Origin of the sequence: Nocardia amikacinitolerans, from assembly GCF_900215415.1 — a bacterium.
GTDB classification, from domain to species: domain Bacteria; phylum Actinomycetota; class Actinomycetes; order Mycobacteriales; family Mycobacteriaceae; genus Nocardia; species Nocardia amikacinitolerans.
Genome location: NZ_OBEG01000001.1, coordinates 1,168,427 through 1,191,453 on the forward strand (window position 1 = coordinate 1,168,427; position 23,027 = coordinate 1,191,453).

General features: G+C 69.9%; 24 protein-coding genes and 1 riboswitch. Of the genes, 13 read left to right on the forward strand and 11 right to left on the reverse strand.

Annotated features, from left to right (window positions below; all coding sequences use genetic code 11):
- From CRP45_RS05630 to CRP45_RS05640, 3 genes are all read right to left on the reverse strand, one after another.
- Nucleotides 1–780: a helix-turn-helix domain-containing protein gene (locus CRP45_RS05630; protein WP_097244067.1), complete on the reverse strand. Its 780-nt coding sequence runs from the start codon at nucleotides 778–780 to the stop codon at nucleotides 1–3.
- Nucleotides 781–836: 56 nt separating this feature from the next.
- Nucleotides 837–1,196 carry an RsbRD N-terminal domain-containing protein gene (locus CRP45_RS05635; RefSeq protein ID WP_097244068.1) on the reverse strand — a complete coding sequence of 120 codons (360 nt, stop codon included), beginning with the start codon at nucleotides 1,194–1,196 and terminating at the stop codon, nucleotides 837–839.
- A gap of 351 nt (nucleotides 1,197–1,547) precedes the next feature.
- Complete coding sequence (locus CRP45_RS05640; RefSeq protein WP_097244589.1) at nucleotides 1,548–2,177, reverse strand: chymotrypsin family serine protease; 630 nt, start codon at nucleotides 2,175–2,177, stop codon at nucleotides 1,548–1,550.
- 250 nt (nucleotides 2,178–2,427) lie between these two features.
- Between CRP45_RS05640 and CRP45_RS05645 the strand changes: the two genes are divergently transcribed.
- Nucleotides 2,428–4,017, forward strand: a complete 1,590-nt coding sequence (locus tag CRP45_RS05645) for a serine hydrolase (RefSeq protein WP_097244590.1) — start codon at nucleotides 2,428–2,430, stop codon at nucleotides 4,015–4,017.
- 6 nt (nucleotides 4,018–4,023) lie between these two features.
- Here CRP45_RS05645 and CRP45_RS05650 read toward each other — a convergent pair whose 3' ends face one another.
- Nucleotides 4,024–4,533, reverse strand: a complete 510-nt coding sequence (locus CRP45_RS05650; protein ID WP_097244591.1) for a mycothiol transferase — start codon at nucleotides 4,531–4,533, stop codon at nucleotides 4,024–4,026.
- Nucleotides 4,534–4,698: 165 nt separating this feature from the next.
- Here CRP45_RS05650 and CRP45_RS05655 point away from each other — a divergent pair, with 165 nt between their 5' ends.
- Entirely contained in the window at nucleotides 4,699–5,070 is a 372-nt protein-coding gene (locus CRP45_RS05655) for a hypothetical protein (RefSeq protein WP_097244069.1), read from the forward strand.
- Between the two features lie 42 nt (nucleotides 5,071–5,112).
- Here the strand turns inward: CRP45_RS05655 and CRP45_RS33685 are convergent, their stop codons facing one another.
- Entirely contained in the window at nucleotides 5,113–5,274 is a 162-nt protein-coding gene (locus tag CRP45_RS33685; RefSeq protein ID WP_157107692.1) for a hypothetical protein, read from the reverse strand.
- Between the two features lie 141 nt (nucleotides 5,275–5,415).
- On the opposite strand from CRP45_RS33685, the gene CRP45_RS05660 reads away from it, so the two are divergent.
- From CRP45_RS05660 to CRP45_RS05680, 5 genes are all read left to right on the forward strand, one after another.
- The gene (locus CRP45_RS05660) at nucleotides 5,416–6,240 is read left to right on the forward strand and encodes a DUF72 domain-containing protein (RefSeq protein ID WP_218841082.1); all 825 of its coding nucleotides are present in this window, start codon (nucleotides 5,416–5,418) and stop codon (nucleotides 6,238–6,240) included.
- 127 nt (nucleotides 6,241–6,367) lie between these two features.
- Nucleotides 6,368–6,431: riboswitch (guanidine-III (ykkC-III) riboswitch) on the forward strand.
- 10 nt (nucleotides 6,432–6,441) lie between these two features.
- On the forward strand, nucleotides 6,442–6,756 hold the full coding sequence (locus tag CRP45_RS05665) for a DMT family transporter (RefSeq protein WP_097244071.1): 315 nt from the start codon (nucleotides 6,442–6,444) through the stop codon (nucleotides 6,754–6,756).
- A gap of 1 nt (nucleotide 6,757) precedes the next feature.
- The gene (locus CRP45_RS05670) at nucleotides 6,758–7,108 is read left to right on the forward strand and encodes a DMT family transporter (RefSeq protein ID WP_097244072.1); all 351 of its coding nucleotides are present in this window, start codon (nucleotides 6,758–6,760) and stop codon (nucleotides 7,106–7,108) included.
- A gap of 83 nt (nucleotides 7,109–7,191) precedes the next feature.
- Entirely contained in the window at nucleotides 7,192–7,932 is a 741-nt protein-coding gene (locus CRP45_RS05675; RefSeq protein WP_097244073.1) for an enoyl-CoA hydratase/isomerase family protein, read from the forward strand.
- Nucleotides 7,933–7,957: 25 nt separating this feature from the next.
- Nucleotides 7,958–8,464 carry an SLOG cluster 4 domain-containing protein gene (locus tag CRP45_RS05680; protein ID WP_084482817.1) on the forward strand — a complete coding sequence of 169 codons (507 nt, stop codon included), beginning with the start codon at nucleotides 7,958–7,960 and terminating at the stop codon, nucleotides 8,462–8,464.
- 198 nt (nucleotides 8,465–8,662) lie between these two features.
- Here the strand turns inward: CRP45_RS05680 and CRP45_RS34915 are convergent, their stop codons facing one another.
- The 4 genes from CRP45_RS34915 to CRP45_RS05700 all read right to left on the reverse strand — a co-directional run bounded on the left by CRP45_RS34915 (nucleotide 8,663) and on the right by CRP45_RS05700 (nucleotide 14,786).
- On the reverse strand, nucleotides 8,663–10,147 hold the full coding sequence (locus CRP45_RS34915; protein ID WP_097244592.1) for a DUF4153 domain-containing protein: 1,485 nt from the start codon (nucleotides 10,145–10,147) through the stop codon (nucleotides 8,663–8,665).
- Nucleotides 10,148–10,902: 755 nt separating this feature from the next.
- Nucleotides 10,903–11,835: a HAMP domain-containing sensor histidine kinase gene (locus CRP45_RS05690; protein ID WP_372508117.1), complete on the reverse strand. Its 933-nt coding sequence runs from the start codon at nucleotides 11,833–11,835 to the stop codon at nucleotides 10,903–10,905.
- Nucleotides 11,836–11,978: 143 nt separating this feature from the next.
- Nucleotides 11,979–12,695 (reverse strand): response regulator transcription factor, encoded by a 717-nt coding sequence (locus tag CRP45_RS05695; RefSeq protein ID WP_097244074.1) that lies wholly within the window; start codon nucleotides 12,693–12,695, stop codon nucleotides 11,979–11,981.
- Nucleotides 12,696–12,776: 81 nt separating this feature from the next.
- Complete coding sequence (locus CRP45_RS05700) at nucleotides 12,777–14,786, reverse strand: heavy metal translocating P-type ATPase (RefSeq protein ID WP_245909923.1); 2,010 nt, start codon at nucleotides 14,784–14,786, stop codon at nucleotides 12,777–12,779.
- Nucleotides 14,787–15,270: 484 nt separating this feature from the next.
- Here CRP45_RS05700 and CRP45_RS05705 point away from each other — a divergent pair, with 484 nt between their 5' ends.
- The 6 genes from CRP45_RS05705 to CRP45_RS05725 all read left to right on the forward strand — a co-directional run bounded on the left by CRP45_RS05705 (nucleotide 15,271) and on the right by CRP45_RS05725 (nucleotide 21,057).
- Nucleotides 15,271–16,674 carry an FAD-binding oxidoreductase gene (locus CRP45_RS05705; RefSeq protein ID WP_097244076.1) on the forward strand — a complete coding sequence of 468 codons (1,404 nt, stop codon included), beginning with the start codon at nucleotides 15,271–15,273 and terminating at the stop codon, nucleotides 16,672–16,674.
- Nucleotides 16,675–16,736: 62 nt separating this feature from the next.
- Nucleotides 16,737–17,414, forward strand: a complete 678-nt coding sequence (locus CRP45_RS34460) for a S1 family peptidase (protein WP_245909925.1) — start codon at nucleotides 16,737–16,739, stop codon at nucleotides 17,412–17,414.
- 115 nt (nucleotides 17,415–17,529) lie between these two features.
- Complete coding sequence (locus tag CRP45_RS05710; RefSeq protein WP_245909927.1) at nucleotides 17,530–18,336, forward strand: SGNH/GDSL hydrolase family protein; 807 nt, start codon at nucleotides 17,530–17,532, stop codon at nucleotides 18,334–18,336.
- Nucleotides 18,337–18,423: 87 nt separating this feature from the next.
- Nucleotides 18,424–18,951: a hypothetical protein gene (locus tag CRP45_RS05715; RefSeq protein WP_097244078.1), complete on the forward strand. Its 528-nt coding sequence runs from the start codon at nucleotides 18,424–18,426 to the stop codon at nucleotides 18,949–18,951.
- Between the two features lie 350 nt (nucleotides 18,952–19,301).
- Nucleotides 19,302–19,862 carry a copper chaperone PCu(A)C gene (locus CRP45_RS05720; RefSeq protein WP_097244079.1) on the forward strand — a complete coding sequence of 187 codons (561 nt, stop codon included), beginning with the start codon at nucleotides 19,302–19,304 and terminating at the stop codon, nucleotides 19,860–19,862.
- Nucleotides 19,855–21,057, forward strand: coding sequence for a Dyp-type peroxidase (locus tag CRP45_RS05725; RefSeq protein WP_097244080.1), 1,203 nt, complete (start codon nucleotides 19,855–19,857; stop codon nucleotides 21,055–21,057). The genes CRP45_RS05720 and CRP45_RS05725 overlap by 8 nt, the downstream gene beginning before the upstream one ends.
- 43 nt (nucleotides 21,058–21,100) lie before the next feature.
- Here CRP45_RS05725 and CRP45_RS05730 read toward each other — a convergent pair whose 3' ends face one another.
- Both CRP45_RS05730 and CRP45_RS05735 read right to left on the reverse strand, forming a co-directional pair.
- Complete coding sequence (locus tag CRP45_RS05730; RefSeq protein WP_067783232.1) at nucleotides 21,101–21,451, reverse strand: hypothetical protein; 351 nt, start codon at nucleotides 21,449–21,451, stop codon at nucleotides 21,101–21,103.
- A gap of 243 nt (nucleotides 21,452–21,694) precedes the next feature.
- Entirely contained in the window at nucleotides 21,695–23,023 is a 1,329-nt protein-coding gene (locus CRP45_RS05735) for a hypothetical protein (RefSeq protein ID WP_143861348.1), read from the reverse strand.
- Between the last annotated feature and the right edge of the window lie 4 nt (nucleotides 23,024–23,027).

Sequence of the window (23,027 nt, forward strand, 5' to 3'; positions counted from 1 at the left end):
TCAGGAACTCAGCGCGTTCAAGTACTTTCGTGTCTCGGCGTCGGCGGGGAAGAACGATTCGATGGCGAGCTCGGCGACGGTGACGTTCATCGGCGTGCCGAACACGGTGGTGACCGAAAGGAACGACAGTTCCTCGCCGTCGTGGCGCAGCCGCAGCGGGACGGTGGCCTGGTCCGGTTCCGGTAGCGCGACCTCGGTTTCGCCGCCCGGGTAGCCGCGCAGTTCCGAACGCAGCGCGATCAGTTCCGGTGCGCCGGTGATCTCGATCTGGCGCGACAGCCGGGCGAACAGGTGCCCGCGCCATTCGGGGAGGTTGGCGATCCGCGGCGCGAGGCCGCCGGGGTGCAGGCTCAGCCGCAGCGCGTTGACCGGTGCGGTGAGCAGCCGCGAGTCGATGCCGGTGAGCATCAGGGCCACTCCGGCGTTGGCTTCCACCATGTTCCAGTTCCGGTCGATGGCCAGCGCCGGGTAGGGCTCGTGGCCGGCGAGGATCTGGCGCATGGCCTGTCGTACCGCGTCCATCTCGGGGGTGTCGATGCTCGGTTCGGCGTAGGCGGGTGCGTAGCCCGCCGCCAGCAGCAGGCGGTTGCGTTCGCGCAGCGGGATGTCGAGGTGATCGCACAGGTGCGCGAGCATCGCGCGGCTCGGGGTCGCGCGGCCGGTCTCGATGAAACTGAGGTGGCGGGCGGAGGTTTCGGCGCGGCCTGCCAGCTCGAGCTGACTCAGCCTGCGTTCCAGCCGCCAATGCCGCAGCAGATCGCCCGCTGTTTGCGTAGTCATCCCGCCGATCCTACGAATCCGGCGGGCGCCAGACGATTACCCGCGAGGTAATGCCCTCAGAGCGCGGTGCCGCGCACGGTGCGGTCGGCCGCCACGTACGCGCGCGACACCGCGGAGGTCATGACGTCGAGCAGATCCACGACGAGCACGCAGTCGAGTACCGGTCCCGCGTCGTCGCGCAGCTGGGCGAGCCCGGATCGGACGCCGTCGTGGACCGCGTGCTGGATCTCGTCGATGGGTACGCCGTCCAGCGCCCACCGGGTGGTGTGGCGTTCGAGGGTGCGCAGCATCCCGTCCAGTGAGGTGTCGGTGTCCTCCACCAACGCCAGCGCGAGGTCGAGGCCCATGCGGATCGCCGTGCCGAAGTCGCGCACCGGAGCAGGCATGCCGTCGTTCTCGGCGTCGTTGGGGCCCATGTGGATTCCGCTTCCTCCCGATGTGCCCCCACGGTATCGACCGGCAACCTCGGAAGCGATTCGGTGGCGCGAATTCGGCAAACTCCCTCGCCCGGAGATCTGGTCGTTGTGACCAACCCCAAACCGCAGGGCTCGAGTTGAGATTCGAGCGTCACTTGACTAGTGGAGGAAACACGGAATCCATTGGGCCCTGGTGAAATCGGTGCGATACCGTGCGCTGGCCGGAAAGGATGCTCGATTCACTTGGTGGCTCATCGCTCCGACCGGCGCGGGCCTCCCGCGAAACGCCCGGCAATCGCCGACCTTCGGCAACGCGCGAGCACTCGCCGAGCTTTCGCGGACGGCGCCCGGTCAGATCGGCCAGAAACCGGCGCCCACGAGGCCGCGTGCGTCCAGATCGGCGGCCACGGCGTGGATATCGGTACCCACTTCAGGCCCGAAGCAACCCACCCCGAGGTAGGCGTTCACCATGCCGACGAGCGTCGTACCGACCACCACGGGCGCGCCGGAGTCGCCTTCGAGCACGCACAGCTGGGTCCAGGTCTCGGCGGCCGGACCCACACCGCCCCAGGCGACGCCGCAGGTGGTTCCGGTGGTGCGGCCCTTCTTGCAGACGACCGCCGGGAACCGCGCCGGAGCGCCGAGGCCGGTGATCGCCATGTCGCCGAGCTGGCGCACCGGCGTGACCCGCTCGGGGTCGAATTCGATGACCGCGTAATCGAGCACACGGTCGGTATGGGCGAACCTGCCGACCACGCCGTAGTTGGGATCGGATTCGGCGAGCACCGTCGCCCCCGCCGCCCCGCAGTGCCCCGCGGTGAGGCCGACCAGACGCCCGGCGCGGTCGTGGCCGATCGAGGTGAGCGTGCACTCGGCCTGGTTGGCGATGACGATGCCCGATCCGCCGCCCAGTACCGGCGGATCGGCGGCGGACGCGGTGCCGGTGACCGGAGCGAGAAATGCCGTGGCCGCGATCGCCATGGCGGATGCGCCGCGCACCGCGACGGTGTGCCGTCGGGTGACGCCGCGGCCTTTCGGCAGCTGACTCATCGAAGCTCCTCTCCGCGGGTCGGCGATCGGAGGTGTCCGCCGACGGTCAGTGGTTCGGGGTGAGGACTACCGCGAATCCCGTGGGGCAAACACCGCCGCCGTCGGCGAAGCCTTTCGCCGCAAGATCGGTTGATCTACGCTCGAGGAGGGTTTGTGTCGACAACGAGCCCCGGGAGTGGCCGTGCGCGGAGATCGGCGGAGAATTCCGGGTCTCGCGGCGCTGGTGGCCGCGGGACTGCTCGTCGGTGGCTGCGTCGACGCGCCGGCTCCGCAGTCTCCCCCCACCAGTACCTCTGTCGAGTCGCCGAACCAGGTCGCCGGGGTGACGATCCCCGACGGACAGGTCGGCCAGGCGGTGGATCGGCTCGACGAGCTCGCCCAGAGCCTGCTGGCGACCTCGCGCGTCCCCGGCCTCGCCGTCGCCGTCGTGCACGACGGAAAAGTGGTGTACCGCAAGGGTTTCGGCGTGCGCGCGGTGGGTTCGGACGCCAAGGTCGGTCCGGAGACGGTGTTCCAGCTGGCGTCGGTGTCGAAATCGCTCGCGGCGACGGTCGTCGCACGGCAGGTCGCCACGGGCGCGGTGCAGTGGGATACGCCGGTGCGCACGCTGTTGCCCTCGTTCGCGTTGAACGACCCGTACGTCACCGACAAGGTCACCGTCGGTGATCTGTTCGCGCATCGGTCCGGGCTCCCCGATCATGCCGGTGATCTGCTCGAGGACCTCGGCTACGACCGCGACCAGGTGCTGGAGCGGTTGCGCGAGCTGCCGCTCGGCGCCTTCCGCGATTCCTACGCCTACACCAATTTCGGGCTCACCGCCGCCGCCGTCGCGGTCGCCACCGCGGCGGGCACCGACTGGGAGACGTTGTCGGACAAGGAGATCTACCAGCCGCTCGGCATGACCTCGACGAGCTCGCGGTACAGCGACTTCCGCGCGCGCACCGACCGCGCCGACGGCCACGTGCTCGTCGACGGCACCTATCGGGTCACGGACCCGCCGCGCGACCCCGACGCCCAGTCCCCCGCGGGCGGGGCCAGTTCGTCGGTGGACGATCTCACCAAATGGATGACGATGGTGCTGGCCGACGGCGCGTTCGAGGGTCGGCCGTTCCTCGCGCCCGACGCGCTGCAACCCGCGCTGTCGCCGCAAGCGGTGTCGTCTCCGCCGACGACCCTCGACGCGCGCGCCGGGTTCTACGGCTACGGCTTCAACATCGGCATCTCCCCGGCGGGAAGGGTCGTACTCGGGCATTCGGGAGCCTTCGACCTCGGCGCCGCCACCGCGTTCACCATGATCCCCTCGGTGAACGTCGGCATCGTGACGCTCACCAACGCCGCGCCGATCGGGCTGCCCGAAACGCTCAACGCCGAGTTCGCCGACCTCGTCCAGTTCGGCACCGTCCGCGAGGACTGGCGCACGCTCTACCGGGAAGCGTTCGCACCGTTCAGCGCGCCGAGCGGCAGCCTGGCGGGCGCCACGCCACCCGAGCGACCCGCCCCCGCGCAACCGCTGCCGTCCTACGCGGGCCGCTACGACAACGACTACTACGGTCCGGCCACCGTCGCCGTCGAGGGCGACGATCTCGTCCTCACCCTCGGCCCGAAGAACATGCGCTTCCCGCTGCGCCACTGGGACGGCGACACCTTCGTGTTCACCCCGACCGGCGAGAACGCCGCCGCGGGGTCGGTCTCCCGCGCCACCTTCGCCGGAAACACGCTTACCCTCGAATATTTCGACGCCAACGGTCTCGGCGTCTTCACCCGACCCTGACGCCGTTCACCTCGTGCGGTCGAACACCCCGCGCACATATGCCGCCTGGCCCGCGTGCTGGAGGTCGTCGGCGATCACGCTCACCAGCCGCACGGCGAGGGTGACCGGCGGATCCCAGCGGGTGTCGACCACCTCCGCCAGATCCGCGTCGGTCAGCTCGCGCACGAAGTCCAGCGTCCGCTCGTGGACGGCGTCGTAGTAGCCCGACAGCGATTCGGCGGACGCGCGCACCAGCGCGACCTCGTCGGGGCCGTCGCCGTAGCCGGTCGCTCGTTCGTCCAGCGGCAGGCCGAAACGGCCGTACCAATCCTGGGCGGTCCAGACCTGCTCGGTGCCAGCGACGTCGGCGATGTGATCGTCCTGCACCCGGGTCAGATGCCAGATCAGCCAGGCGATCGTGTTGGCGCCCGGATCGATCCGGAAGGTCAGCGCGTGCTCGTCCAGGCCGTCGACGGCCTCGTAGACCGCCTCCCTGACCCGCTCGTACCCGTCGGTGAGCAGCTGCGCGCTCGTCATCGCCATCGCCTCCTCGCGTCGTCGATGTGCCCCGTGCTCGGGACCTACCCACTGCCGGGCGATCCACGCGAGAGTGTCACGGCGCTGGGTACACCGGCGATATGCCTCGCACACAGGCACCCGAGAGGAACCACTCGTCGCCACCACGCACCCGGTGAGGACATCGTGACGTCACCCGAATCCGCCCATTTCGGCGCCCGCCTCGGTGACATCGAGGCCCTGCGAACTCAGGCGCGGCTGTCGGTTCGTCGCCGCGACCCCGCGGGCGCGGTACGCGATCTGCACCGGGCCGGGGCGATCGCCGAGGAATTGGTTCGCGATGCGCAGACGCGGACGCCGCGCGATGCGGAGGTGCTGCGCGTCCTGGTGCGGGTGATCGAGCTGGAAGGCGAGATCGCCCGTGCGATCGACGCCAGGAGCCTCGCCATCGATGACGTCGGCGCGTTGAGCGCGGCGTTGGCCGAGTTCTCGGCGAGGCCGTGCGGGCACGGTGTGCTCTCAGTCGGTGGCGACTGCGGCCCCGGGTGCGGACGATGAGAAGGCCCGAGCCGACCCTGCATTCGGCTCGGACGACGCGCCTCAGGCGCCGTGCCGCCTGCGCTGCGCGTCCTCGGCGATCAGACGCAGGCACGTGTCGTGCTCGTTCTCGCCGGGATACCGCTCGTTGCGCAGCCGCAGCATCGCCTGCGCCACATCGATGCCCAGCACGCTCGACAGCCGCACGGCATCGACCTTCGACATGTGATTCCTCCGATTGAACTCAGTTGAAAAGCGAATGATCCGACCATGACGTACCCGAACGACGGGCCGTCGAACCCTCGGAGATCCTGCCGCGCCCCGTTTTACGGCTTTCACCCACCCCCGCCTGCCACCATGGAATTCATGGGCGACATCCGGATCGGCACCTCGGGATGGTTGTACCGAGGCTGGCGCGGCGTGTTCTACCCGGTGGGACTGACCCAGCGGCTCGAGCTGGGCTACCTGTCCGAGCGCATGAACAGCGTGGAGATCAACGGATCGTTCTACTCGTTGCAGCGACCGTCGAGCTACCTGCGCTGGGCCGAACAGACGCCCGAGGATTTCGTCTTCGCCGTGAAGGGCAGCCGGTTCATCACCCACATGAAAAGGCTGCGCGACGGCGACACGCTGCTGGCCAATTTCCTCGCCTCCGGCGTCTTGGCCCTCGGCCCCAAGCTCGGGCCGATCCTGTGGCAGCTGCCACCGACGATGCGGTTCGATCCGGATCTGCTCACCGGCTTCTTCGCCCACCTGCCGCGCGGCACCGCCCAAGCGGCCGAGATCGCGAGCAGACACGATCACCGCGTCGACCCCGCCCACACCACCACCGACGCGGACCGGCCGCTGCGCCACGCGCTGGAGATCCGACATCCCAGCTTCGTGACGCCGGAGTTCCCGGAGTTGTTGCGCGAGCACGGGATCGCGCTGGTGGTCGCGGATGCGGCGGGCAAGTATCCGCTGCTCGAGGACGTCACCGCGGATTTCGTGTACGTCCGGTTGCACGGGCACGACGAGCTCTACGTCAGCGGGTACACCGACGACGGGTTGGACATGTGGGCCGAGAAGATCCGGACCTGGGCGCGCGGCGGCGACGTGTACGTCTACTTCGACAACGACGCCAAGGTGATGGCGCCACGGGACGCGCTGGCGTTGCGGGCCCGCGTCACCGACGCCACCGAGGCCGGATGACCTCGGCGATGGCATCGAATGCAGTGTCGCAGCAAGCGCATCGGCGCGGACTCCGCCGGAAGCGGACAGTAGCGAGCCGGTAACCGAGCTCGCCCTCCGCCGCCCGCGTCGCGTGCTAGCGTCGGAGACAAGGCCCGCGGCGGGCCTCCGGACGAGGGCTCAGTACCCGGACAGCGACAAGACTGACCATGGAGGTCGGTCGTGGCTTGGGTCGTTCTTCTCGTCGCCGGGGTGTTGGAGGCCGTTTGGGCCACGGCGCTCGCCGAATCCCGCGGTTTCCGGCGTCTCGTTCCCACCCTCGTGTTCGCGGCGGCGCTCGTCGTCAGCATGCTCGGTCTGGCGTACGCCATGCGCACCCTGCCCACCGGCACCGCCTACGCGGTGTGGGTCGGTGTCGGCGCGGTGCTCACCGCGGTGTGGGCGGTGCTCACCGGTAAGGAGCGGACGAGCTCGGCGCGGACGCTGCTGCTGTGCGGGCTGGTCGCCTGTGTGGCCGGACTGAAGGCGGTGAGTTGAGATGGCGTGGGTGCTCCTGATCGTCAGCGCGGTGTTCGAGGCCGTGTGGGCGACCGCGCTCGGCATGTCGGACGGGTTGTCGCGGCCAGCGCCCACGGCGGTCTTCGGTATCGCGTTGGCGGCGAGCATGATCGGGTTGGCGCTGGCCACCCGGCGCATACCGATCGGGGTGGCCTACGCCGTGTGGATCGGCATCGGCGCGGCGCTCACCGTGGGGTACGCCATGGTCACCGGCGCCGAGACCGTCTCGGCGGGCAAGATCGCCTTCCTCGGCGGCATCATCGCCTGCGTCATCGGGCTGAAGTTCGTGAAATCGGCTCCCGCGCAGGCCGCATCGGGCCGCGACGATTAGGCGTCGACGGTCCGGCAGCGCCCGTTAGGGTGCGAAGACACCGGCGTGACGCGCACGGCGGTGCGCTGACACGGAGGTGACCGATGAGTGCAGAGCTCGTCCTGTGTTCGATCGACGGCGCGATCGCCACGCTGACGCTGAACCGGCCCGAGAAGCTCAACGCCCTCACCGCCGACACCTTCGAACGCTTGCGCACCCACCTGGAAGCGCTGGCCGGTGACGACGCCGTGCGCGTCGTGGTGCTCACCGGAGCGGGCCGATCCTTCTGCGCCGGACACGATCTGGCCGCACTCGCCGAGGGCGACGCGCTCGCGCACCGGTTCCGCGAGGCCGAGACCATCGGACTGCTCGAGGACTTGCCGAAGCCCACCATCGCCAAGATCCACGGGCACTGTTTCACCGGCGGCCTGGAACTGGCCCTCGGCTGCGACCTGCTGGTGGCCGGGGAATCCGCCCAACTCGGAGACACCCACAGCCAGTGGGGGCTGGTCCCGCTGTGGGGCATGTCGGTGCGGCTGCCCGAACGGGTCGGCATGTCAAGGGCCAAGGAACTCAGCTTCACCGCCCGCAGGATGCCCGCCGCCGAAGCCGCGGGCATCGGGCTGGTCGACCACTGTGTGCCCGACGCCGAACTCGACAGGTACGTTGCCGACCTCGCCGACCGCATCGCCGCCAACTCGCCCGGCTCGCACCGCATCTACAAGGCGCTCTACGCCAACGCCCGGTCGATGGACCGGACCGCCGCGATGCGCGCCGAGACCGAGATGACCTTCGGCTTCCCCGACGACGCCGCCGCGCGACTCGCCGGAGGAACCCGCGGCTGACCGTCCGACCCGGCACACTGTCGATATGGCAGCGCTGACGACCCGACGCACCTACGCCAAGCAGGTCGCCGTGTGCGGGCCCACCGCATGCACCCGCGCCGACGCCGCGAACGCCACCGAGGTCGGACGACTGCTCGCCGCCGCGGGCGTCACCGTGCTGTGCGGCGGCGGCTTCGGCGTGATGGCCGCCGTCGCCGAAGGCGCGTCGCGGGCGGGCGGGCTGGTGATCGGAGTGCGGCCCGACATCGACCGCGACGCGGCCTGCCAGGGACTCTCCGCCGTGCTGTTCACGAACATGGGCGAGGCGCGCAACGCGATCCTGGTGCGCTCCGCCGACGCCGTCATCGTCATCGGCGGGTCCTGGGGGACGCTGTCCGAACTGGCGCTGGCACGGCACCGCGGCGATATCCCGGTCGTCTCGCTCGGCGGTTGGCAGATCCTCGACGCCGCGGGTGAGCCGTTGCAGGCCACGCTCACCGCCGCCGATCCCGCCGAGGCGGTGCGGCTCGCGATCGGGTCGCGGCGGGGGTGAGCGCAGTTCGGTGGTTCTGGACGTGACCTTCATTCACCCGACCTACGTACCGACCGAGGGTGACCTTCAGCACGGTGGGCCGATGAATGGTGACCTTCGGTCAGGGTTGCTTGGCCGACTTTTGTGGACGGGGACTAGTAGGCGCCGAGACCGAAGTCGCTGGGGTGCGGACTCGGTCGGCGATGCCGGGCGCTGGGTTCAGCGGGCGGAGGCGCGGGAGAGGTTCCAGCTCTGCCAGGTGTCCTCGGGCAGGTCGTCCCGGATCGGTTCGAGGATCTCGGCGCGCAACGGTTCCGGAAGTCGGTCCAGCGCGGGGACGACGTCGGGCGAGAGGGTGCTCAGATAGTCCGTGTCGAGCGTCTTCCCGTTCGTCCAGCGGTCGATGTTGCGGTCGGCGACCAGGCGCTCCGGGTTCAGGATCGCGAGCACCAGCAGCGTCGCGAACGCCGTGCCGAGCGCGGCGCGCGGCAGCCAGGCACGGCGCAACCGGAGCACCGCCACGAGCACGAGCACGTACATCAGACCGAGCCACAGCTCGAACGCCTCCACCAGCACGCGCAGCACCGTGAAACCGTAGGCCTGCTGATAGGTCCACATCCGACCAAGCGCGGAGGCGACCAGCACCAGCGACAGCGCGGTCACCGAGCCGAGCAGCGCGCGCAGCCACGTCCGGTCGCGCGCCGAATCCTGGTCGGCGAACCGCAGCACGGCGAGGATCACCGCCAGCGCCAGCATGGTGACGATGGACAGCTGCCAGAACCCGCTGCGCGCGTACTGCGCGTAGGTGAGGCCTGCGGTCTTCTGCACGTAGTCGTCGCCACCGAACAGCGCCGCGAACTGAGCCGCGACGAACGCGGCGAACAGCGCCGTCAACGCGCCCACCGGCAACGCCCACTCCCACCGGCTCACCGTGCGACCCGAAACCTTCTCGCGCGGCATCGAATCCGCCGACATCGGCGGACCGGCCAGCAGGTACATCGCGCCGAAGCAGCCCAGCGCCACCAGGCCGGACACCAGCGTCCACCGCAACAGCGACGCCGGCTCGACGGTCGGCACCAGCCGGTTCAGCATCGAACCGAAGGTGGCGTCGGCGCTGCCGAGCAGCGGGGCGAAGACCGCGAGCAGCGCGACGGTCGCGCCCACCGACAGTCCGGCCCGCCAGGTGCGCACCGTCCGCGCGTCACGCGCCCGGCGCGAACCCTCGGACACCCACAGCACCGCCGCGGTCGCCTCCAGCGGCACGGCGATCGCGTCGTACCAGATGCCGTGCACCGAGCGGCGCGGAACCACGGCCAGCGAACCAGCGAAGACCGCCGCCAGGAGGCACAGCACGAACAACCACCCCGCCGCCCGCACCGCGCCCACCGCCAGCAGCGCCAACGCGAGCGCGGTCCACCACAGCCGCGCCGGATTGCGCCGCAGTAGCGCGCGAATCGAGCGATCGGTGGACTCGCCCTGCTCGACCGCCCCGCGCGCCCGTCGATCGACGACGAACACCGCGCCCGCGGCGACCAGCGCGGCGAGCACCCAGCCGATGCCGGGGCGATCCCACGGAATCAGCACCGCCGCCGAGACTCCGGCGATCGCGGCGGCGGGAACTACCGCGGGCGGATAGCTGACCCTGCGCCACTTGGGGATCGGCGGGGCACCCGGTGGACCGGATCGATCGGCTACCGGAGTCATCGGCGGGAGTGCGCCTGTGGTCGAATTCGGCTGGCTGTCGGATTCTTTCGCGGTGGTGTCCGCGGTCTTCACGAGCTTCGTCGCGGAGTCGGCGGCAGATGCGTGCTGTTCGGTGGCCTTGTCGGCGGAGGTCGGCGTCTTGCCGGAAGCGAGAGCGTCCGACGATGTCGCCGTTCGAGTGGCGGCCGGAGCATCCGACGTGGCCGTCTCGCCATCCGCAGGAGCATCGGGCGATGTCGTCGTCTCGACATCGTCTGCCGGAGCATCCGAGGAATCGGCGGCGGACCCCGTGCGCGCAGTTCGCTTGCCTGCACCGGACGAGACCGTGCCGGACTCCGGGGACTTCGCGGATTCGTCGGCACCCGGCGATTCGGAACTCCGTTTCGCGGCGGCCTCATTCGATGACGAACCTGCCGTCGCGGCGCCCACTGCCTTGCCGCTTCCGTCGACGGACGCGACGGCCGCCGTGTCGGTGTCGAGAGCGGCGGTCGTCCGGTCGGCTCCACCATCGGAGGCTTCCCGAGTTCCGGCAGCCGCCTGGCTCGCCGCCGTCTCGAGTGCGGTCGACCGCGCGGAACCGGCGGTGGCGCTTTCCGTGGCTGCGGCAGCCGCGTCCGGCGGTTCGGACATCGAATCGTTCCGTCCGGTCGGTTCTTTACTCATGATCCCCTCCGATTTCGGGTGTGCGTGGTCGCCCCGGGACCCCGTGGTGGGTCCGGGTTGCGGTGTGTGGGTTGTCGATCGGGTCCGGCCCGTCAGGGGGCGGGCAGGACCACGCGGATGCGGGAGCCGGGGTCGGCCACGGCGATGGTGCCGCCGTGCAGGTCGACCAGCCAGCGAGAAATGGCGAGGCCGAGTCCGGTGCCGCCGCCGTTGGTGCGTCCGCCGCGGGTGAAGCGATCGAAGACGGTCGCGCGTTCGGCGGCGGGAATGCCTGGACCCTCGTCCTGGACGTCGATGACGAGCTCGCCGTGCTGGGCGCGGGCGGTGATCCGCACCTCGCCGCCGGCCGGGCCGTGCCGCGCGGCGTTGTCGAGCAAATTGATCAGCACTTGGTGCAGGCGTGCACGGTCGGCGTCGACGCACGCGGTGTCGGGCCGGACGTCGGTGCTGAATCGCACGCCGCGGCCCAGCGCCGCCGCCATCACCTCGGCCTCGGCGACCACCTCGGCGAGCAACGGCGCGACCGGCACGTTCTCGCGATCCAGCGCCAAGGCGCCCGCCTCGATGCTTGACAGGTCGAGCAGTTCGGAGACCAGCAGCCCGAGCCGTTCGGTCTGGGCCAGCGCGGTGCGCAGCGTGCTCGGATCGGGTTCGGAGACACCGTCGACCAGGTTCTCCAGCACGGCGTGCAGCGCGGTGATCGGAGTGCGCAGTTCGTGCGAGACGTTGGCGATGAGGTCGCGCCGCTGCCGGTCGGCGGCGGCGAGGTCGGCAGCCATCCGGTTGAACGCCTCGGCGAGCTGACCCACCTCGTCGCGCGAACTCGCCCGCACCCGGCGGGTGTAGTCGCCCTGGGCCATGCGCTGGGCGGCCGCGGTCATGTCCCGCAACGGCCTGGTGATGCCGTGCGCCAGAATCTGGGAGGTGATCAGGGCGATCAGCACGGCGGTCAGCGTGGTTCGCGGTGGTAGCCAGCCGATCTGGAAACGGAAGAACCCGAACGCGAGACCACCCGAGACCACCATCAGGATCGCCAGCTTGAGTTTCACCGACCGCACCGGATCCAACGGCCGGGGCAGCGCCTCGGCGACCGCGTCGGCGAGCACGCGGCATCGGCGCGTGAGCTCGGAGCCAGAGGATGTGGCGTCCTTGGTGCGCGCGTCGGTGGTCATCGCGCCTCCAACGCGTAGCCCACGCCGTGCACGGTGCGAATCAGATCCGCGCCGAGCTTGCGCCGCAACGCCTTCACGTGACTGTCGACCGCACGGGTGCCCGCGGCGTCGGCCCAATCCCAGACCTCCTCGAGCAGACGCTCCCTGGCCAGCACCACCCGCGGCCGCCGTGCCAGCCGGGCGAGCAGCTCGAATTCCAGCGGCGTCAGTTTGGCTTCGGTGTCGCCGCGCCAGACCCGATGCTGCTCCAGATCGATGCGCAGATCGCCGACGATGATCGCGGCGCCCTCCCGGTCGGCGGCACGCTCGACCCGGCGCAGCAGCGCGTGCACCCGGGCCGCGAGCACGCGCAGCGAGAACGGCTTGGTCAGGTAGTCGTCCGCGCCGACGCCGAGCCCGACGAGCTGATCGGTCTCGTCGGTGCGGGCGGTGAGCATGAGTACCGGCACCCCGCGCCCGGCCTGGATGCGCCTGCACACCTCGAGTCCGTCGAAACCGGGCAGCATCACGTCCAGCACCACCAGGTCCGGCTCGTTCGCCTCGACGGCGGCCACCGCGCCGGGCCCGTCGTGCGCAAGCTCGACGGCGAACCCCTCCGCCCGCAACCGCGCGGCAACGGATTCGGCGATGGTGACCTCGTCGTCGACCACCAGAATCCGCCGCGCCGCCTGCCCGTTGGCCGCCCCGCCGCGCTCCCCATTCCGAAGCTCCATGCACGGAACCCTAACCACCCGCTGTGGAGAGCAGCGTCGGCAATTGTGGAGATTCCGTGTGCACGGCGGTCGTCGTGTCGGCTAACTTCGCACCGGCCGCGCCTCGTGGACGATGCCCTCGTGTTCCGCGCCGCGACGGAAACGCAGCAGCCGCAAGGCATTCGCCACCACGAGCAAGGTGGAGCCCTCGTGGACGAACACCGCGGGGCCGATGGGCAGGCCGATCAGTGTGGCGGGCACCAGGATCGCGACGATCAGCAGCGCGAAGGTCAGGTTCTGCCGGATGATCCGGGCGGTGCGCCTGCTCAGCGCCACGGCGAAGGGGAGGCGGCCGATGTCGTCGACCATCAACGCGACATCGGCGGTCTCCAGCGCGACCGCGGACCCACCCGCGCCCATGGCGATGCCGACCGAGGAGTTCACCATCGCGGGCGCGTCGTTGACGCCATCGCCGACCATCGCGGTGCCGTCGCGACCGCCGAGCCGCCCGATCATGATGACCTTGTCCTCCGGCAGCAGCCCGCCGTGCGCGGCGTCCAAGCCCATGTCGGCGGCCACGGCGTCGGCGACGCGCTGATGGTCGCCGGAGATCAGCACCACGTCCTCGATGCCGAGCGCGCGCAGCCGCGCGATGACGGGCGCGGCCTCGGCGCGCGGGGTGTCCATCACGCCAACGACACCGAGGTAGGCGCCCGCGTGCCGGACGATCATCGTGGTGCGTCCGCGCGCGTGCACGTCGTCGACGATGTCCGCGATCGAGGCGGGAACGCCGTCGGTCTCCAGCTCGCCGAACATGGTGAGGTTGCCGACCTCGGTGGGATGTCCGTCCACCAATGCGGTGATGCCGCGCCCGGTCACCGAGTTCACATCGGTCGCATGACGAGCCGACCCTTCCGGCACAAGCGGTGCGAGGTCGCGGGTGATGGCGGTGGCCAGGGGGTGGTCGCTGTAGGACTCGACCGCGTGCAGCGTCGCGATCAGCTCCGCGCGCGATTCCGGACGGACCGCGACGATGTCGGTGACGCGGGGCAGGCCCCAGGTGAGCGTGCCGGTCTTGTCGAAGGCGATGGAACGAACCCGGCCCAGCGTCTCCAGCGGCCCGCCGCCCTTGGCGAGCACACCCGCCTGCGCGGCTCGCGCCACACCCGCGAGCACGGCGCTCGGCGTCGCGATCGCCAGCGCGCACGGGCTGGCCGCGACGAGCACGACCATCGCGCGGTAGAAGCTGTCGGCGAACGGTTCGGCGAGCGCGACCACGCCGAAGGCGAGCACACCGACGACCGCCGCCAGCACGGCGGGCACGTAGAACAGCTGGAAGCGGTCGATGAACCGCTGGGTGGGCGATTTGTGCGTGTCGGCCTCGCGGACCATGGTGATGACGCGCGCCAGCATGCTGTCCGCGGCGCGGCTGGTCACCAGGACATCCATCGCGCCCGCGCCGTTCACCGTGCCCGCGAACACCCGGTGCGCTTCCGGCACCGGCGTGCGGTCCACGGTCGCCCCGGTCAGGGCGCTCTTCTCCACCGGGATGCTCTCACCGGTCACCGAGGATTCGTCGACGCTGCTCGCTCCGTCGACCACGATGCCGTCGGCCGCAAGCCGCGAATTGGGCAGCACCACGACGACATCGCCGATCGCGAGGTCCTCGACATCGACCTCACGCACCGAGCCGTCGTCGCCGCGAACCAGCGCGGTGCCCGGCGCGAGTTCCGCGAGCGCCTCGATGGAGCGCTTGGCGCGGCCCATCGCGTACTCCTCGAGCGCGTGCCCGAGGCTGAACAGGAACAGCAGCACCGACCCCTCGGCCCACTTGCCGACCGCGGCCGCGCCGAGAGCCGCGACCAGCATCAGGAAGTCGACCTCGAATCGGCCGCGCCGTACCGTCGCGACGGCCGCGCGGACCGTGAAGAAGCCGCCGAAGAAGTAGGTCGCGGCGAACAGCGCGATCACCACCCACGGCGGCGCGGAGAACAGATACTCCGCCGCCATGCCCGCGGCATAGGTGACACCGGCGGCGAGGGCGAAGATCAGCTCGCCGCGCTCGCCCAGAATCGAGTGGCCGTGTTCATGTGCGTTCGCTGTCGACTTCACACCAGGGATCATATGCATACATCACTATGTTTGCATAGCATCAGCGTGGCCTCGGCGCACCCCGAGCGAGCCGTCGAGGTGTTCGACGCTCACGGCCGAATGGCCATCGAACGCGCGCCGAGGCCACGCGACCACGTCGTCACCGAACCGTGTCTCCGCCGCGACGAACGCCCGCGTCGAGTCTCGGCCTCGCCACACCCGCGCCGGATAACTTCGAGACGCGATGGCAACGCCACAGCGGACGCCAAACCTGTTGGTAGACCGACATTTACCGTGCTCCGCGCACTACGGAACAGCCCGCCCGACCCGACCGGCAAACTTCTCGCACCGCCACGGCGACCGCACCGAACACCACCGCGACGACGGGATTGCATCTCGGCATCGCTCTCGGCAACCGCGCCAACCCCCGCCTCCGCGCGCGTAGCGTGGCTGGGCGGTTGAAAGTTTGCCGACACGATGCCGACAGCGGTCCCACGGAGGCGGTATGACCACTCACTCCCCCTACGCTGCCGCGGACGACCTGCGGCCCCAGTTCGCTGGGTCGGTGCTGACACCCGAGGACCCCGGCTACGACGCGGCGCGGGCGATCTTCAACGCGATGGTCGACCGCAGGCCCGCGGTGATCGCCCAGTGCACCGGCGCCGAGGACGTGCGCGCGGCACTGGCCTTCGCCGACCGCAGGGGTCTCGAGGTGGCCGTGCGCGGCGGCGGCCACAGCGTCGCGGGCGCGAGCCTCACCGAAGGCGGACTGGTCGTCGACCTGCGCCGTATGCGCTCGGTCACCGTCGACGCCCAAGCGCGCACCGCCGTCGTCGAGGGCGGCGCCACCTGGGCGGATTTCGATCGCGCCTGCCAGCCGCACGGCCTCGGCACCACCGGAGGGCGGGTGTCCAGCACCGGCGTGGCGGGGCTGACCCTCGGCGGCGGCTCCGGATGGTTCGAGCGCAAATTCGGATTGGCTTGCGACAGCCTGCTTTCGGTCGACCTCGTCACCGCCGACGGAGTCGAGATCCGAGCCTCGGAGGACGAGCATCCCGACCTGTTCTGGGCGCTGCACGGCGGCGGCGGGAACTTCGGGGTGGCCACCCGGCTGACCTTCCGGCTGCATCCGCTGCCGGTCACCACGCTCGCGCTGCTGCTGTGGGAGGCCGGGCGCGGACTCGAGGTCGCCACCGCCTACCGCGACCTCGTCGAGGGTGGTGTCACCGACGATCTCGGCGGAGCCGTCGCGTATCTGACCGGACCGCCCGAGGACTTCGTTCCCGCCGAACTCCACGGCAAGCGGGTGGCGGTCTGCATCGCCGTCTACGCGGGCACCGCGGCCGAGCTGCGCGACGTGCTCGCGCCGATGTTCGCGCTGGCCCCGGACGGCGTGCTGCTCACCGAGATGCCCTACTGCGACATCCAGTGCGCGCTCGACGATCCGCCGGGTGTGCGCAACTACTGGTCCGGCGAACACCTCGCGGGCCTGCCGGACGAAGCGGTGCGACGGTTCGCCGAACAGGGCATGACCATGCCCTGCCCCACGCCGTCGCAGAGCCTGCTCCTGCCGTGGGGCGGGGCCGTCGCGGCGGGCGCGCGGGACTGGCCGCAACCCCACCGCGACGCGGCGTGGGTGGTGCACCCGTTCGGACTGTGGGAAGACCCGGCCGACGACGCCTACGGCATCTCCTGGGTCAAGGACACCATCGCCGCGATGCGGCCCTACGGCATCGGAGCGGTGTACCTGAACTTCATCGGCAACGAGGGAACGGACCGGGTGATCGCGGGCTACGGCAAGGAGAACTACGCGAGACTGGCGGCGGTCAAGCTGGAATACGATCCGCGCAACGTCTTCCACCTGCATCACAACATCCATCCCGCGGCCGCCGCAGGGCCACGCTCATGAATCCCGCGACGGCGCGACGTCGCCGGCCCGCCACGACGGCCGGACCCGCTCTCGTGCGGGTGGTGTTGACCGCGATCGCCGCGCTGGTGATGGGCATGGTGTCGCCAGGCCACGCGTCCGCCGCCCCGGCGGTGCTCGGCGGCGGCTCGGGCATCGTGATCGGGCAGCGCGCGGCGTGCACGCTGACCACGATCGGCTACGACAACGCCGGGCGACTCGTCGGGCTGACAGCGGGCCACTGCACCATGCGCGGCATGCCCGTGCACGCCGAACACGCGCTGACGGCGGGTCCGGTCGGTGTCGTCGTCCATGTCGACGTGGTCGACGACTACGCCGTCATCGTGTTCGATCCCGAACGGGTCACACCGCTGCGCAGCGTGGGACCGCTGGCGATCGCCGGCGTTGGCGCACCGCCGCAGCCCGGCACGATCGTCTGCAAGAACGGACGCACTTCCGGTTACGGGTGCGGGGTGGTGTGGGACCAGAACGAGTCGTGGTTCCGCAACCAGGTCTGTTCGAAGCCGGGCGATTCCGGTGGACCGGTCACGGTCGGCGATCGCCTGGTCGGCATGAACGTCGGCCACGTGGGCGTCACGGCGTTCGGGGTGACGGTCTTCGATGTGGCCTGTCAGCATCCGCAGATCGCGGTGCACGATCCTGCGGTGGCCACCCAGATCGGCACAGTGTTCGCCGATATCGACCGGGTGGGCGGGCCCGGCGCCGGCTTCCGACCGTTCTGATCCGACACCGGCGGCCGCTCGATCGAATGGCTCGATCACCCCGGCGCTCGTAGGATGTTGCTGCGCCGGAGGTGCCCGGTGCGCGCGCGTCGCCGCCAACCCGCAGGAGCCGAACGTGGACACCGGATCCGTCCCCTCCTACCTCCGCTACGTCGCCATCGGCGACAGCCAGACCGAGGGCATCGGCGACCCCGACGGCGACGGCGGACACCGCGGCTGGGCAGACCGATTCGCAGCACTTCTCGGCGCGGGCACACCGGCCCTGCGCTACGCCAATCTCGCAATACGCGGCCGTCGCGCCGCCCAGATCCGCGCCGAACAGCTCGCCCCCGCCGTGGCGTTGCGGCCCGATCTGGTCACCGTGATGGCGGGCATGAACGACATCATCCGTCCGCGCCTCGACCGCGCCGCCCTGCTCGCCGACCTGCACGCCATGTTCGAAGCGCTCACCGCCACCGGCGCCCGGGTGATCACCTTCACCTATCCCGACATCGGCGGCATCGCGCCCTTCGTGCGACCGCTGTCGCCGCGGGTGCGCGAGCTCAACGCCGAAATGCGCCGCCTCGCAAGTTGTTACGGCCTCACCCTGGTCGATTTCGAAACCGTCGCCGCCACCACCCACCCGCTGGTGTGGTCGGCCGACCGCCTGCATCTGAGCCCGCTCGGCCACGACCTCGTCGCCCGCGCCGTCGCCGACGTCCTCACCCTTCCCGGCGCGGACGCGAGCTGGCGCGATCCGCTGCCACCGGTGCGGCACAGCGTGGCCGAGATCGTCGCGACCGAGCTCAGCTGGACGGCGCGGCACATGCTCCCGTGGGTCGCCCGCCGGGTGCGCGGCCGATCCTCCGGAACCGGCGTGCAGCCGAAACGACCCGAGTTACTGCCGGTGCTCGTCCGCCGCCCGGACGGCGCCAACGCCTGAGAAGAGCGCCACACTCCCTGCGGGGCGCGTGAATCCGCCTACGAGGGCCGTCTGGCCGGGAACTACGACCGGCGGTAGTATGGCCCGGTGCGTAAACCGGCGGAGGGAGCGGCGCGACTGCGCGGTGCTTTCGTCGGATCGGCGTCGGGAGCGGTCGGTATCGCCGCGCACGCGCTCGGCGGTGGTGTCGTCTCGCCGGAACGGCCTTCGCTCGCCCTGCTGATCGGGGCATGCGCGGCCGTTGGCGTGCTCGTCGGCTCGCAACGGCGGCGCGCCGGGTTCGTCGAACTCATGGGGTTGCTGGCGATCGGCCAAGCCGTCGGGCATACCGCGCTCACCATGTCTCCGGGCCACCACCATGGATCGCACGCGACCGCGGTGATGCTGGCGGCCCACCTCGCGGCGATTCCGGTTGGGGCGTTGCTGATTCGCAGCGCCGAGGCGGCGCTGGCGAAGGCGGCGTCCAGTGTGCGGGATGTCGTGCGCGTGCTGGGGCCCGTGCCCGCACCCGCGTCGGCGCCGATCATCCGGATCGCACCACGCGCTGCCGCCTGCCCTCGAAGGCTGCTGCTCAGTTCCGGCATCGGGACGCGGGGACCACCGGCTTTCCGGTAGCGACCCATACCGCCACCAAGAGTCACCGGTTTGCCGCGTCCGCCGAGATGTTCGGCCGGGTGATTCGCTGTCGTGCCTGCCGAATATCGGACATCGCGTCACCGCGGACTTTCCGAGAGACGACGGTGGATCTCGTACGCGCGAAACGCTATTCGTGCGATCGCGGTCGTTTCGGCCTGCGAGCACTGCGCTGCGCCTCGGCGCACATGCTGTTCGCACTTCGTCTGTAATCCTCTGCGCGGCAACGCGAAGCCTCAGCGGGACACAGACGGCACCGTTCCGCGTGTGAACGCGCCCCCGGATCGTGGCGGTCCCCCATACATATCCCGAAATCCGAACGGAGCTTCTCCATGTTCCCCATCACCCGACCTTCCCGCGTCATACGCGGAGCCGTCGCACTCGCCGCCGCGCCGGTGCTGCTTGTCGCCTGCTCGTCCAACGACAGCACCCCCGCCTCGGCGCGCGCCGCCGACGCGATCACCATCCAGGACCAGTGGATCAAGGCCGCCGACAGCGGTATGTCCGCCGCGTTCGGCGAGCTGACCAACACCGGCGACAAGGCGCTCACCGTCGTGTCCGCGACCAGTCCCGCCTCCGAACGCGTCGAGCTGCACGAGGTGGTGGCCGATGCCAGTGGCACCAAGACGATGCGCCCGAAGAAGGGCGGTTTCGTCGTTCCCGCGGGCGGCTCCCTCGCACTCGCACCGGGCGCCGACCACATCATGTTCATGGGATTGAACGGTCCGCTGCGCACCGGTTCCGAAACACCGGTCACGTTGTCCTTCGACGACGGTTCGACCATGACCTTCACCGCCCAGGTGCGTGACTTCCCCGGCAACCAGGAGAACTACGTGCCCGACGGCGACCATCACGCGGGCGCGCCCGCCCCGACCCCCGCACCCGGTGCCTGAGCCGAGCAGACCCCGGGGCTTCACCCGCAGGCGCCTCCTCGGTGGAGGCGCCGCCGCGGCGGGCGCCGTCGGGCTCGGGGCGGGGGCGCTCGCACTCACCGGCCGCGACACCGGCGCGCACACCGCACCGGCGATCGAACCGTTCTACGGCCCGCACCAGGCCGGAATCGCGACCGCGCCGCAAACGCACGCCGCGTTCGTCGGATTCGATCTGCGCCCCGGGCTGGACCGCGACGACATCGCGGGCATCCTGAAGATCTGGACCGGCGACGCCGCCCGCCTCACCCGGGGCGCCGCGGCGCTGGCCGACACCGAACCCGAGCTGGCGGCCCGCCCGGCGCGGCTCACGGTGACGGCCGGATTGGGGCCCGCGGTGTTCACCGCCGCGGGTCTCGAGCACCGCAAACCGGCCTGGCTGCGGCCGCTGCCGCCGTTCGTGATCGACCGGCTGGAACCGGCTTGGAGCGACGGGGATCTGCTGTTGCAGGTCTGTGCCGACGAGGCCACCACCGTCGCGCACGCGGTGCGGGTGTTGTGCCGCAGCGTGACCTCGCTGCTCACCGTGCGCTGGGTGCAACGCGGGTTCCGCGACGCGGCGCCCGGCCAGACACCGCGCAACCTGATGGGCCAGGTCGACGGCACGGTCAACATCCCCGCCGGGACACCCGACTTCGACCGGCTGGTCTGGGACGACGGCGCCGCCCAGCCTTGGCTCGCCGGCGGCACCTCGCTGGTGCTGCGCCGGATCGCCATGACGCTGGACACCTGGGACGAAATCGACCCGGAGGGAAGGGAACTCACCGTCGGGCGCAGAATCGGCAACGGCGCGCCGCTCACCGGAAGCCACGAGTTCGACGAACCGGATTTCGCGGCCGTCGACGCGCACGGCATTCCGGTGATCCCGCCGTCGGCGCACATCGCTCGCGCCCGCCACACCCACGACGGCGAACGGTTCCTGCGCCGCGGCTACAACTACGACGACGCACCCGCGCCCGGCCAGACCTCCAACTCGGGGCTGCTGTTCGCCGCGTACCAGCGCGACGTCGACGCCCAGTACCTGCCGGTGCAGCAGCGGCTGGCGGATTTCGACGCGCTGAACATCTGGACGACGCCGATCGGATCGTCGGTGTTCGTGATCCCGCCCGGCGTGCCGGAACCCGGCGGCTATCTCGGGCAGACCCTGTTCGAGTCGTGAGACGGTCCGGGGCCACCGCGGCCCCGGACCTTCGCCGGCCCGCTCAGCTCCAGAGCACGGCCACGAAGACGTTCACGATGCCCAGACCACCGGCCGCGTGCGTCATCCACGGCACATCCTTGCCCCGCTTGGCATCGGCGCGGGCCACCTCGGCGAACCCGGCGACCAACACGGAGATGACCAGCTTGACGCCGATCTTCACCATGTCGAGGTCTTTGTCCAGCGAACCGATCGACTCGGCCATCCCGACCAGCACGATCCCGGTAACGATCTGCGCCCGCGCACCCCACACCATCACTTCGTTCACCTTGGGCTGTCCGGCCGCGTACCCGCCGATCACCGCGGCCATACCGAGCAGGTGCGTGACGACCACAACGTTGTAGACCAGTTCCATAGCGCCACACGCTAGTTCATCCGCGCGGCGTCTACTACGCAGTGTCGTGAATTGGGTCCGTGTCGCCGGCCTCCTACCCCGCAACCCGCGCCGCCATACCCCAGCATCCCGTCACGGCATACGTCAGCCTGCGGCACAGCGCGCAGACCTCAGGCGACTGACCGTGGAAATCCGGCGCGTGCACGCCGAGAACTTCGGCGTGCGCACCTTCTTCCGATCCGCCGTGGACAGGTCGGGGCCTTGTTACGGCGCGTTGATGGCTTCCCAGGCAAGATGAGCGATTTCGGGATGGCTGATATCGCTGTGCGCACCTGACGGGCCCCGGCCGGACTTGATTACGGCCGTGGCGTCGATATTGAAAACTTTGTCTGGGGTGAATTCATAGTCCGTCGAAAGAGGACCGATCGGGATGTCCTCGGCAGCAAAACCCGTTCCCTGTGCGCCAAACGTCCCGATGCCTCCATATTTCGGTAGGGCTCCCGGTGCGAACTCGATGTCTCGGGTTGCCGATGCACCGAGGGGATAGAAGAAGCGGACCGCTCGATCGTGGATAGACCGTGTGGTGATTACTGGTCCCGCGACAAGATTGTCCGCTAGCAACCGATGGAAGTAGCCGGATCGATTCCGCACAGCTGGGATTGTCGAGCTGTACGACCACAGCGACATTGCACCCTGCACAAGCAGGACCGAGTGGACCGGTCTGCGAGACTTGGTTCCGGGCTTTCCCGCAACGCATGCCGAGACGACGATGCATCCGAAGCTGTGACCGGCGAGGTGGATTCGCACCGCACCGTCTTCCGGTACCGCCTCTTGCAAGAGACGTAGCAAGCTATTCGCACCACCTTCACCGAACCGCAGCGCCCTGCGCTTCATCGACCAGAAGGTGAGCATGCGTAAGGGGGCCAGTACGCCACCCAAGCCGATTCCGCCGAAGTCTGCTGACTCCTCCTCGGTCAACGCTGCCTGGTACGCCGCCTCCGCGTCGAAGACTTCTCGATCATCGCCTGGTGCGGCTCCTTCCCCACTGTTGCCGAGCCCAATTCGACTGTCGATCCGGGCATACGCGTCGACAACATCGGGCGGCAGATGATCGGGCGTGATATCGCTGTTGGCCGATTCCAGGATGATCCGGACGGCGGCTACCGTATCTGCTCCACCACCCAGGGCGTTCGCGAAGTCGTCTACAGCCCGGTCGAAGGAGCTATCGGCGCCAGCGCCGATAGCGAACGAACTCGGGTGGCCGTCGAGGTTCTCGTCGCCCCATGCCAGGCTCGGCCAGTGTAATCCGACGATCAGCGGGTTGAAGCCGGGTCTGTGCAGTCGGACGTTGTTCCGGTCGGCTGTACAACTCAGCATCGCATTGATCCATCGGTCGTACTGATCGATGGCGGATGGAATGTCACCCTTCCAGCCGTGGCTGACCAGGATCACGTCGGTTATCGCCTCACTCCGAAGCCGGTCCGCCACAGCTTCGCTCGTGTTCACTCCGCCCTCGGGCCGTTCCACTCCTTCGGCGTCGTAACAGAGCAGTTGGTAGGTGACATCACTGTTGGGTACGGTCCGGGTCGGCATTGTG

What these genes read in the sequence shown, in the direction of transcription:
- CRP45_RS05630 (WP_097244067.1), bottom strand. Translation starts at nt 780, where the DNA reads ATGACTACGCAAACAGCGGGCGATCTGCTGCGGCATTGGCGGCTGGAA.
- CRP45_RS05635 (WP_097244068.1), bottom strand. Translation starts at nt 1,196, where the DNA reads ATGGGCCCCAACGACGCCGAGAACGACGGCATGCCTGCTCCGGTGCGC.
- CRP45_RS05640 (WP_097244589.1), bottom strand. Translation starts at nt 2,177, where the DNA reads ATGGCGATCGCGGCCACGGCATTTCTCGCTCCGGTCACCGGCACCGCG.
- CRP45_RS05650 (WP_097244591.1), bottom strand. Translation starts at nt 4,533, where the DNA reads ATGACGAGCGCGCAGCTGCTCACCGACGGGTACGAGCGGGTCAGGGAG.
- CRP45_RS33685 (WP_157107692.1), bottom strand. Translation starts at nt 5,274, where the DNA reads ATGTCGAAGGTCGATGCCGTGCGGCTGTCGAGCGTGCTGGGCATCGAT.
- CRP45_RS05660 (WP_218841082.1), top strand. Translation starts at nt 5,416, where the DNA reads ATGGGCGACATCCGGATCGGCACCTCGGGATGGTTGTACCGAGGCTGG.
- CRP45_RS05670 (WP_097244072.1), top strand. Translation starts at nt 6,758, where the DNA reads ATGGCGTGGGTGCTCCTGATCGTCAGCGCGGTGTTCGAGGCCGTGTGG.
- CRP45_RS05675 (WP_097244073.1), top strand. Translation starts at nt 7,192, where the DNA reads ATGAGTGCAGAGCTCGTCCTGTGTTCGATCGACGGCGCGATCGCCACG.
- CRP45_RS05680 (WP_084482817.1), top strand. Translation starts at nt 7,958, where the DNA reads ATGGCAGCGCTGACGACCCGACGCACCTACGCCAAGCAGGTCGCCGTG.
- CRP45_RS34915 (WP_097244592.1), bottom strand. Translation starts at nt 10,147, where the DNA reads ATGACTCCGGTAGCCGATCGATCCGGTCCACCGGGTGCCCCGCCGATC.
- CRP45_RS05690 (WP_372508117.1), bottom strand. Translation starts at nt 11,835, where the DNA reads ATGGTGGTCTCGGGTGGTCTCGCGTTCGGGTTCTTCCGTTTCCAGATC.
- CRP45_RS05695 (WP_097244074.1), bottom strand. Translation starts at nt 12,695, where the DNA reads ATGGAGCTTCGGAATGGGGAGCGCGGCGGGGCGGCCAACGGGCAGGCG.
- CRP45_RS05705 (WP_097244076.1), top strand. Translation starts at nt 15,271, where the DNA reads ATGACCACTCACTCCCCCTACGCTGCCGCGGACGACCTGCGGCCCCAG.
- CRP45_RS05720 (WP_097244079.1), top strand. Translation starts at nt 19,302, where the DNA reads ATGTTCCCCATCACCCGACCTTCCCGCGTCATACGCGGAGCCGTCGCA.
- CRP45_RS05730 (WP_067783232.1), bottom strand. Translation starts at nt 21,451, where the DNA reads ATGGAACTGGTCTACAACGTTGTGGTCGTCACGCACCTGCTCGGTATG.
- CRP45_RS05735 (WP_143861348.1), bottom strand. Translation starts at nt 23,023, where the DNA reads ATGCCGACCCGGACCGTACCCAACAGTGATGTCACCTACCAACTGCTC.